Source organism: Sphingomonas molluscorum (genome assembly GCF_039522995.1).
In the GTDB taxonomy this organism is placed as follows: Bacteria; Pseudomonadota; Alphaproteobacteria; order Sphingomonadales; family Sphingomonadaceae; genus Sphingomonas; species Sphingomonas molluscorum.
Genome location: NZ_BAAAEL010000028.1, coordinates 1 through 540 on the forward strand (window position 1 = coordinate 1; position 540 = coordinate 540).

The following is a 540-nucleotide window of genomic DNA, read 5'->3' on the forward strand; positions in this document are numbered from 1 at the left end:
GAGGGCGTCCCTGAACCAGTCGGCGTCGTAGCCGCGATCACCAAGCAGCCACTGCGCCTTCGGCATGTCATCGAGTAGCGCTGCCGCGCCGGTGTAGTCGCTGACCTGGCCCGCGGTCATGAAGAAGCTCAAGGGGCGCCCGTTCGCATCGGCGATGGCGTGAAGCTTGGTGTTCATGCCGCCTTTGGTGCGGCCGATCAGGCGGCCAAGATCCCCTTTTTAACCCGCAGGCTCGATGCCGTGCGGTGAGCCTTCAGGTAGGTTGCGTCGATCATGACCGTCTGCGGCTCGGCGCCGGCTGCAGCCAGACCTTCCATCATTCGCGTGAACACACCGGCCTCGCCCCAACGCTTCCACCGATTGTACAGCGTCTTGTGCGGGCCGTACTCGCCGGGTGCATCTCGCCAGCGCAGCCCGTTGCGATTGACGAATACGATGCCACTCAGCACCCGCCGATCGTCTACCCTCGGCCTCCCGTGGCTCTTGGGAAAGAACGGCCGCAGCCGCTCCATCTGCTCGTTCGTCAGCCAAAACAGGTCA

General features: G+C 64.3%; 1 pseudogene. It reads right to left on the reverse strand.

Annotated elements, in window-relative coordinates:
* A pseudogene (locus tag ABDZ92_RS16910) lies at positions 1 to 540 on the reverse strand (IS5 family transposase); the annotation flags it as partial.